The organism is Microcystis sp. M_OC_Ca_00000000_C217Col, assembly GCF_007095585.1.
Taxonomy (GTDB): Bacteria; Cyanobacteriota; Cyanobacteriia; order Cyanobacteriales; family Microcystaceae; genus Microcystis; species Microcystis panniformis.
On record NZ_SFBV01000358.1, the window covers coordinates 17,754 to 27,057 of the forward strand.

At 41.0% G+C, this 9,304-nt stretch carries 6 protein-coding genes; 2 read left to right on the forward strand and 4 right to left on the reverse strand.

The annotated features are described in order from the left end of the window. Positions 1 to 456: 456 nt before the first annotated feature. The gene (locus tag EWV66_RS23230; protein WP_052277403.1) at positions 457 to 1,968 is read right to left on the reverse strand and encodes a glycosyltransferase family 39 protein; all 1,512 of its coding nucleotides are present in this window, start codon (positions 1,966 to 1,968) and stop codon (positions 457 to 459) included. 24 nt (positions 1,969 to 1,992) lie between these two features. Continuing rightward, entirely contained in the window at positions 1,993 to 4,230 is a 2,238-nt protein-coding gene (locus EWV66_RS23235; RefSeq protein ID WP_052277404.1) for a sensor histidine kinase, read from the reverse strand. A gap of 453 nt (positions 4,231 to 4,683) precedes the next feature. On the opposite strand from EWV66_RS23235, the gene EWV66_RS23240 reads away from it, so the two are divergent. Together EWV66_RS23240 and EWV66_RS23245 are read left to right on the forward strand one after the other, a co-directional pair. Next, positions 4,684 to 5,316: a response regulator gene (locus EWV66_RS23240; protein ID WP_052277405.1), complete on the forward strand. Its 633-nt coding sequence runs from the start codon at positions 4,684 to 4,686 to the stop codon at positions 5,314 to 5,316. Between the two features lie 119 nt (positions 5,317 to 5,435). Then, entirely contained in the window at positions 5,436 to 6,209 is a 774-nt protein-coding gene (locus EWV66_RS23245) for a Uma2 family endonuclease (protein WP_052277406.1), read from the forward strand. A 58-nt stretch (positions 6,210 to 6,267) separates the two neighbouring features. On the opposite strand, the gene EWV66_RS23250 is transcribed toward EWV66_RS23245, so the two are convergent. Both EWV66_RS23250 and EWV66_RS23255 read right to left on the reverse strand, forming a co-directional pair. Continuing rightward, positions 6,268 to 7,332, reverse strand: a complete 1,065-nt coding sequence (locus tag EWV66_RS23250; RefSeq protein WP_052278508.1) for a pentapeptide repeat-containing protein — start codon at positions 7,330 to 7,332, stop codon at positions 6,268 to 6,270. A gap of 163 nt (positions 7,333 to 7,495) precedes the next feature. Continuing rightward, positions 7,496 to 8,389, reverse strand: coding sequence for a ferritin-like domain-containing protein (locus EWV66_RS23255; RefSeq protein ID WP_052277407.1), 894 nt, complete (start codon positions 8,387 to 8,389; stop codon positions 7,496 to 7,498). Between the last annotated feature and the right edge of the window lie 915 nt (positions 8,390 to 9,304).

Consider the following 9,304-nt stretch of genomic DNA (forward strand, 5'->3'; position numbering starts at 1 on the left):
GCGACTGGGAATTTTTGCGAATAAATAGAAATTTTCAACCAATTACGGGCTTAAAATCCCTATTGGCAATCACTAAAACCGGTAAAGAACGAAAAGAATCGGGGTTCAATACCAAAAACAGTCTCTACCTAAACCCGCCACTTGTTGCCAGCCAGGTCTAGGCATTAAATTAGAGAAGTCTTGTGCGTCAGTTTTTCTGACTGAATCTACTGCCTCGCCGATGTCTTGACTCGGTATCATACAGTTGAATTTGTTAGGTCTGCTTAGTCAGTCCGGTAGCCAAGAGGCTAAAACTCTTCATCACCAGATTTCGGGGACTCTCCAGTTGAGCAAGCATAAAACTCTGTAAAAGTCAATCCCTCTTAGGGGTGAACTGCCCAATTCTATTCCCTGAAGTCTTGGTTTATTCAGTTTATCAGGTTGTGGTCTGTTTTGGCAAGAGCGGTTAATGGCTTTTTAATCAATTCGCCAAAAGGCTTGATTTTCCGTAGGAGATAATTGTACAGACTGGTTATCTAAATATTGTCTGAGACTGGGGGAAGGATTGAGGAGATAAATATCAGTAAATTGATTTTTTAAGGAGGGGATGGAAACTCTAAGATCCGACTGAATAAATAAATACTTTGTCTTAGCATCAGTGGTATGAATAAGGGGCAAGGTATCTAACCAATGTTCTGAAATAATTAGAGGTTTTTGACTGCGATTAATCATTGTATAAGCGTTGGGAATATTGCTACCATAGCCCACATATCTAGTTGCTGGCGGTGGATAGGGAATTTTGGCAATTAATCCGAAAACTAGCAATAATATTAAGAGAATTTTTGCCCAGCCTTGGCGCTGCTGTAATCCGTTGCTTAGTAAAAAGGTAACTGCCAGCAGCATACCGAGAAAACTTGGTAAGTAAAATCTGCCCACAGCTGTGTAGCGAAATCCTCTGATTAGATCCCATGCTAAAAGAGAGAAAAAGGGGATAATTGTCAGGAGAATAATCAGGGTAAAAACTTTTTTATCGGCTTTTTTGCCCAGATAAATAAAGGAGATGATGACGAGGATAATTAGGCAGTATTCAATAATAGGGGTGATGGTGGAATTGGTTAAACTAAAATTATAAAATAAACGAGCGATCATTCTTACCCATCTTTGCCAAAGGATCTCTAGGGGTAAACTGCCTTTTGACCATCCAAAGACAGTAAATCGACTGGTAAAAATCCGGGTTAACCAAATTGAATAAATACCTAGGGAAGCAAGTAAGCTGATGCTATAGTATTTTTTGGTTAAAGAGTTAAAAGAATTCAGCTGCAACAGAAAATATAGGCTATGAACTACTAGAACAAAGATAAAGAAAACATGGGTATATAAACCAGCGATTAGGGATAAACTATAGAAAAACCAATCTTTTTTCGGTTGCGAGGAATCAATAGCTTTGAGAAATAACCAGCTAGAAAGTATCGAAAATAAAACATATAGTCCGTATTCCCAAATTCCCAGAGCATAACCAGTAAAACGCGGGGAAAAGAAGATAAGTGTAGCGGCAATTAAAGCGGCGTTTTTATTTTTAAATAAAGTCAAAGCTAAATGGTAAAAACTCCCTAAAATACCAAACCAAATAATTACCGAAAATCCTCTTAAGACTAAATCAGAATTGCCCAATAATCTTGCCAAAAACCAGAGGAAACTGTAATAGAGAGGTAGATCGTAATTCGAGCTAGTATAAAGAGAGGCTAAGGTATCAGGAAAACCTTTCACGGAATTAACCCCTTGAAATTGCCAGAGTTGTTCTGTAGATTTAATTTGTCCATCGAACAGATAGTTAATTAACTGTTCGGGTCTGTTACCAGAAAGATGCAGTAAGACCAAAGATTCATCGTGCCAAACATAGCTATAGTAGGCGAGATGGACAAAATAGAAAATATTGAAAATAATCAATAAACCTAAAGCAAATCTAACCCCAGATTGACGAGTAAACATAATTATCTTGATCCTGTTAAAAAATCACTGATTACTGTTGACTAACTCCGGCTTAATTAATCTAGAATTTTGATGGGCAAGGGGTAAGGTAAACCAAAACTGTGAGCCAACCTGTGGGGTACTTTTTACACCAATTCTCCCAGAGTGAGCCTCGATTATTTGCCGACATTGGTAGGAACCTAAACCGATTCCCGTTAGGTGTTGATTATGAAGATTTCTTACATATAAATGGAAAAGATGTTGACATTGTTCCTCATCCATGCCAATGCCATTATCGCTTAAAGTGCAGTAGATCATGTCTTGGTCAACACGAGCATCTAAAGCTAATTGAATCGGTGAAGGATTATGTTTTAAGGCATTATTTAATAATTGTTCAAAAACACTTCTTAGCTGACAAGGATCGGCATCAATAGCGGGTAAGTTATCGGGGAGAAGATTAATAAACGTAGCTTGATATAAATCAAAATCTTTTTGCCAATCTTTCAGCCAAATTTCCACCTGTTTTTTTAGAGATAGAGGTTGACGATGCAAGATTAAAGGCCGTTCTTCAGCAAAATGATTTTCTGATAAAGCATTAATTAAAGTTAATTGTCTATCACAACTACGCACCACCTGATCGAGCATTGCTCGCGAGATAGTTACTTTTTCTGTTTGCCGACACTGGAAATTTTTTAATAACATCACTAATCCCATAATCGAGGTGCGAAGATCGTGGGATACTGCCTGTAAAAAAACCGTTTTCATTTCGTATAAACGCTGAATTTCCCAGACTTTTTCCCGCAGTTCTAGGGTTCTTGTTTCTACTTCCCGTTCTAAATTATTATTCAATCTTTGCACCCTCTGATATAGCTGCGCTTGGCCGATAGCGATACAAACTTGGGTGGCTAACTGTTCTAATAATTTGACCTCGCTTTTTTGCCAATGACGGGGATGGGAATATTGATGGACTACTAAAGCGCCTAAATGTTGATTATTAACCGTTAGAGGTAAAACTAAAGAGGATTTAACTTGCAGGTATTCGTAATAACCCTTGAGAGTGGGCAGCGTTTGCACCTTAGCGGTATTATCAGCAATAATTAACTTATCTAAAGAAAATAATTGTCCTAATTCTTCCAGTAATTCTGGTTCGGGAAACCAACCCATGAGCGGGGGAATCTGGGGACGACGGGACTCGGCGATTACCTTGGCCCAACCCCCCTCTTGACAGTGACCGATATAGACTTGATCGGCATCGAGAAAATTTCTGATTTCCTCAACAATGGTATTTAAAACCTGATCTATATCTAAAGATTGATGGACTTTTAAAGCCACTTGTGTTAGCAAATGTTCTCGTTCTAAAGTTTCATTTAAAGCTCGATCGATCTGTTGTCTTTCGGTAATCGCCGCCGATAAAAACAGAGAAGTTGACATGACAATGACTAAAAAGATTTGTAAGATCAGGACACCTCTGGTATAATCAGGGGCCTGTAGGATAAAAGGGCTGACTCCTCCGACCAATCCCATCAAAGCTAAAATAGATACTAAAAAATTGGCTATTACCGCTCCCCAGGTCTGAAAACGCATAGCAGCCCAAACCACAAAGGGAAAAGGGAGATATTCGAGGTACTGCACCATACTCCAATCGGGGTTAAGAAAATTCTGTTGACCACCAAAAACCACGGAAGTCACCACCGTTAGCAAACTCAGACAAAGTAAGGCCTCGCCAAGGCGTTGGGGTTGCCGTGCTTCCCGCAGGGAGTGACGCTGGAAGCAAAAACGCAACAGCAGCGGCGTGGTCATTAAGATCCCCGTACTATCTCCGAGCCAGATAATGCCCCAAGACTGTCCAAATTGCCGCCAATCCCAAGTATTTAGCCAACTACGGGCAAAAGTATCGATGGTGGCATTGACTGCCGAGGCCAATAAGGCCGCCAAAAATACCAGTAAAAGGATATCGCGAATACGCTGTAAAGTGGCGGAAAATCTCAGATAATGCAGGAATTGCGCCCCTAACAGGGCCGATAAACTGCTGCCGAGTGCCGAAAATAGAGCTATAGGCCCACTGGCCCCTAAAAGGAAGGTAAGAAGCAAATCCCCGATAAAAACGCCTAAAACTAGCCTTTTTCCCCCTAAAAAAACAGCAGTTAAGCCAATACCAGCACTCATCCAAATTGGGGCAGGTCGCGACCCTAAATTTAAGCAGAGATAGCCTAGCCAACCAACACCCAGATAAACCAGGGCAACAAGCACAATTTTAGAGCGATCTGATGAAATCCGTAGCATTTTCAGTTATCAGTTATCAGTTATCAGTTATCAGTTATCAGTTATCAGTTATCAGTTATCAGTTATCAGTTATCAGTTATCAGGTTTAAGTTTTAAGTTTTAAGTTTTAAGTTTTAAGTTATTAGGTTTAAGTTAAGTAGTCATGCAAAATAAATTTCCTAGTGAAGACAGGCAAGAGGCAATAGGCAAGAGGCAAAAGCTTTATCGAAATGTGTAATTAATTTTGCTTAGGTACTTATTAGGTTTAAGTTTTCAATTTTCAATAAATTTAGTATCTTTCACTGGTCACTGGTCACTGGTCACTGATCACTGGTCACTGATCGCTGGTCACTGATCGCTGGTCACTGATCGCTGATCACTGTTAATCTCTCTCCAGATTGCCTAAACTAGGAGTAGTTCTGCTTCATGCAGATGGGTGAAAACCGTACATTTTCCTTTTAGGAATCAAAGATCATGCGGATTTTAATTGTTGAAGACGATCCTTTAATGCAGTTAGGTTTAGAACAAGCGCTCGGTGAACAACCAGATTTTGAGATTGTCGGTCAAGCGAGTGATGGTCTGGCGGGGGTACAATTAGCCCTATCCCTACGGCCAGATTTAGTGGTCATGGACATCGGTTTACCCCGTCTTGATGGCATTGCGGCAACTAAACAGATTAAGGAGGGTTTAGCTAATGTTCATGTGGTCATGCTCACTTCCCACACTCTCCAACAGGAAGTGATCGCAGCTCTGGCTAGTGGTGCTGATGCCTATTGTATCAAGGGAGCCAGTCTCGATCGCCTTTTGTCCGCTATTGAAGCAGCTAAGGATGGGGCCACCTATTTAGACCCTCAAATTGCCCGTTTAGTCATGGATAATCTCAAAGCACCGGCAGTGCAACCTAATCCCAATCTAGCACTTTTATCGGAGCGAGAAATGGAGGTTTTAAAGTTAATTGTCGAGGGCAAAAGTAATGCTGAAATCGCCGAAAAGCTCTATTTAAGCACCAATACGATTAAAACCCATGTGCGGGGAATTATGAATAAATTGGCCGTGGACGACCGAGTACAAGCGGCCGTAATTGCCCTGCGTTCCGGTATTGTTTAAGGAGAAAATGGCGATTTACCCACAGGAATATTCTACCTCAATTGCTATTGCTACAATTGCTCAAAAAATCCCTTCAATCATTTATAATAAGTTATCGACCTATCTCTGTTGGATAAACCATGACTATCGCTCAAAGCTTACCCCTAGTCGAGTCTCATGTCAACCCTGAGATAATCTTCCCAGAAGGCGAATTTTGGAGTGATGAACCACCCTTGGAAAGTAACTTACATCTACAACAAATTATTTTATTAATTCAGTGTTTAGAATGGTGGTGGCGCGAGCGAGAAGATTATTTTGCCACTGGCAATTTAACTATCTATTACAGTCCCAACCAGAAAAAGTCAGAATTCTTTCGTGGTCCTGATTTTTTCGTCGTTTTGGGGACAAATCCCAATCCTAACCGCAGAAGTTGGGTAGTTTGGCGAGAAGAGGGCAAATATCCCAATTTAATTATCGAAATTCTCTCCGATAGTACCGCCAAAGTTGACCGAGAGGAGAAAAAACAAATTTATCAAGATATATTTCGCACTCCCGATTATTTTTGGTTTGACCCAGAAAGCCGAGAATTTCAAGGATTTACCCTAATTAGCGGTCAATATCAACCGATTGCCCCCAATCCCCAGGGATGGCTCTGGAGTCAACAATTAGGCTTATATTTGGGTTTATCCGCCAATAAATTGCGCTATTTTACCCCCGAAGGGGAATTAGTACCCACTCCCGCAGAAGCGGCACAACAGGCAGAAAATCAGGTTTTAGAGGCAGAAAACCGGGTTTTAGAGGCAGAAAATCGGGCTGTAGAGGCAGAAAACCAAGTACAGCAAGAAAAGCAAAAAGCGGCGAAATTAGCAGCTAAACTGCGGGAATTAGGCATAGATACCGAGGAAAATCTCTAATCTTCATTTTCGGGGAGGGGTGAGGGTATTTGGTGTCATTTAGAGGCTGAATAGTTGATTAATCGCAGAAAGCTCCGCGCAAGCGTAAATTTTCCCGCAATTCCTCGGTCATCCCCACGTTATCGGCAAACTTTGCCCCCTGCACTTTTGCCCCACTCAAATTCGCTTGAGTGATGTTGACTTCAACCAAATTAGCTCCTGCTAAATTGGAGCCAATTAAATTAGCTAAAGCCAAACTAGAACGGTAAAAATCAGCATAACTTAAATCGGCATTAGCTAATAAGGCTCCGCTTAAATCTGCTCCCTTAAAACTAGCATGACTGCCGTTAATTTCACTTAAATCAGCATCGGTTAAATTTGCCCCCCGCAGATTTGCTTGATAGAGATTGGCCATGCCTAAAGATATACCACTTAATTCCGCTGCTAGGAGATTTGCCCCAGTAAAATCCGTTAGGGGATTAAGTTCAGCTAATTGGGCTAATTCCAGAAAATCATCACTAACAGCAGCATAAATTCCCTCGATTTGTGTCTGCAATTTCTCTAAATTTTCTGATGCTGCTGGTTTCGGTTCCACTAGAACATTATCTAATTCCACCTGCGATGAACCCAAAGAAATACGACTCAAAAAAGCATCAAATTGATTTTCCATCAGGAAAAATGCTAACTTTCGCTCTAAAATACTATGTTTATTGGGACTTAGATCGTGTTTCCATAATCCCGATGTTTCCGTGATACAGATATCGGCAGCTGTCAGCGAAAATTGCACAGTTAGATGATAAGGTTCTTCCTCGACACTGACGGTTCCTAGGTTAATCCTTTCGAGCGCTCCTGTAAATATTGACTGAACACTTTTGAACGATAACCGCCATTGATAATTATTAATACGATTTATGTATAACTCTTGACTAGAAAGAGGATTTGGTGTTAGGTGACAATTAACTAAAACAAAATCTAATTTTCCTCCTTTCAGTCCCCATTTAATTTCCCCGCCGAGGAGAGATTGAATTTGAGCTTGTAGGTGTAAAGTTAAATATAAATCAAATTTTTGCGAGTCGGTGGCTACTGGTTCTAGGGTTAAAGATACACTATCGGGATAGCGATCAAAGGCAGCTAAAAGACGCATAATCCAAAAGAGAAAAGCCAAAATAAACAGTAAAAAAGTGGTGTTTCTCTGGCCCCAAAGCCGAGAACTCACCCCTATTTAAAACAATAGCCGATTTTCTCGATCCTCGATGAACATTTCTTCGGCGATCGCTGAACGATTGCCCCTGAAAATCAAGGTTAAATTAGTTGACTTTCTCTTTTTTGCCGATATTGCCGTCCGCATTAAAAAACATCGGTAAAAAGCGTTCCATAAACATTTGTGGATCACGATTCCAGGCTTTTTGAGCCGCTTCTACCCGGAATAATTGTAATTTCGGGTCGAGAAGGGATTGGGGTAAACGTTCCATCAGATATTGAGGACGTTCCCAAAGCGGCATAGTGGCGGCGATTTCCATTAAATGACCGACGCGGCGCAATTCTGCCCCCAGGGTGATATCCATACCCGATTCATAGGCGGCCTGTTCGATCGCTGAGTATTTGGCCTTCGCTTTTTCGACTTTTTGCCGATGTTCGGGGCTTTTTTGGGCAATTTTGGCTAACCAACGATTGCCCCAACGCACATGGCCCGCTTCTTCAGGAAAAATTTTGGCGATCGTTTCCCGAATTTTCAGATTTTCTGGGGTTTGTTCCCCTTCCTTGAGGGCATAGATATGGGCGGCAAAGTATTCGCATCCCCGTTTTTCCGTGACGTTAATTGCCGCTAGGGCTGCAATCAGTCCATCTTCCCTTTGTTCTTCGCCTTGGAATTGGTCTTGATCGAGAAGACGTTCAAATTCGTCGATATAGGACAACCCCGGCGGTTTCCCCACATCAGCCCCCAATTCGATCAATAAATCGGTTAACCAGTAAGCATGACGCGCCTCATCGGCGACGTGGTGGGAAAGGTCCTGGATCAGTTCTTTTGGTTGTCCGTCTAAGGTTTCGATCAGTTCGGTCAGGTCTTTACAGCTACGTTGTTCGTTGTAGCGGTAACGGTTGAGGGTGACAAGATGAATTTCGCGATCGCTAATGACACGCTTCATGATGTCGCGAGCGCTCATCGTCTTCTTGAATTTACGAGGGTAAGCAACGGTCATGAGTTTGTATCGTTTTGTAAACGGCTTTCCGTATTCTAACGGAGTTTTTTCCCGATCTGGCCAGCTTTTTTCAGTGATCAGTCAACAGTCATCAGTGAACTGAAAACTTAGATCTGATAACCGATCGCTGATGCAAGTGGGAAACAAATTTAAAGATTTTTTTGGCAATTATTTTGACTCATTGTTCGCTTAATTTTTTAGGGGAAGGGTTTTAAAATTACTGTTACCTTTATCCTATATGCTTTTTAGCGAATAAGGTGAGCAGAATAGGTTCAAGAGTGCGATCGCCAATTGGCTCGCTCAAACCCTCATCAATTCCTTAACCTCAAAATGGTCTTTTTGTACTAATAAATATTCCAGTAGAACGCTCAATGGGTTTGCTAAACTGCATTTGAGACAACTTATCAAATTTTCGGTTCGAGAAATGAGCGAACGGTGAGTTTTGATGGGGAAATATTTTACACTTCAAGGGGTGACAGAGCGACTAAAAGGCTCGCTGGATAAAGCGCATAGCCGTTAGACCTCTAGAAAAATCTTGGTGTTTTCCAGCAGCAATTCTCATTTTGAAATAAATGATGAATTAACCCCTATTGCGAACCTCAAAGTTTAGTATAAAAGAATTATGTCGTCAGCTATAGGGTGCTCACCAAAAATAAAAATTGACCCGATTTATTATCAAAATAAAAATTTATAATTGTTGTCCGTTAAGATAAAATTAATAGGTTGAACTCTATTAGTTAGTCAAATTTCCTCAAGATGGCAAAAAAGGAAGCGACCGTGTTGGGTTTCGCTCTCCCCTAGAATTGAGAGGTTTTCTTTAACCTGTTGATTCGCTCAACCCAAGCTACGGACTATAGTAATCATAACAATTACTGTAGGTTGGGTTGACGTAAGGAAAGGAAACCCAACAAAAAG

Excerpts from the sequence above, each read along its gene's own strand:
- EWV66_RS23230 (WP_052277403.1), bottom strand. The coding sequence starts at position 1,968 with ATGTTTACTCGTCAATCTGGGGTTAGATTTGCTTTAGGTTTATTGATT.
- EWV66_RS23235 (WP_052277404.1), bottom strand. The coding sequence starts at position 4,230 with ATGCTACGGATTTCATCAGATCGCTCTAAAATTGTGCTTGTTGCCCTG.
- EWV66_RS23240 (WP_052277405.1), top strand. The coding sequence starts at position 4,684 with ATGCGGATTTTAATTGTTGAAGACGATCCTTTAATGCAGTTAGGTTTA.
- EWV66_RS23245 (WP_052277406.1), top strand. The coding sequence starts at position 5,436 with ATGACTATCGCTCAAAGCTTACCCCTAGTCGAGTCTCATGTCAACCCT.
- EWV66_RS23250 (WP_052278508.1), bottom strand. The coding sequence starts at position 7,332 with ATGCGTCTTTTAGCTGCCTTTGATCGCTATCCCGATAGTGTATCTTTA.
- EWV66_RS23255 (WP_052277407.1), bottom strand. The coding sequence starts at position 8,389 with ATGACCGTTGCTTACCCTCGTAAATTCAAGAAGACGATGAGCGCTCGC.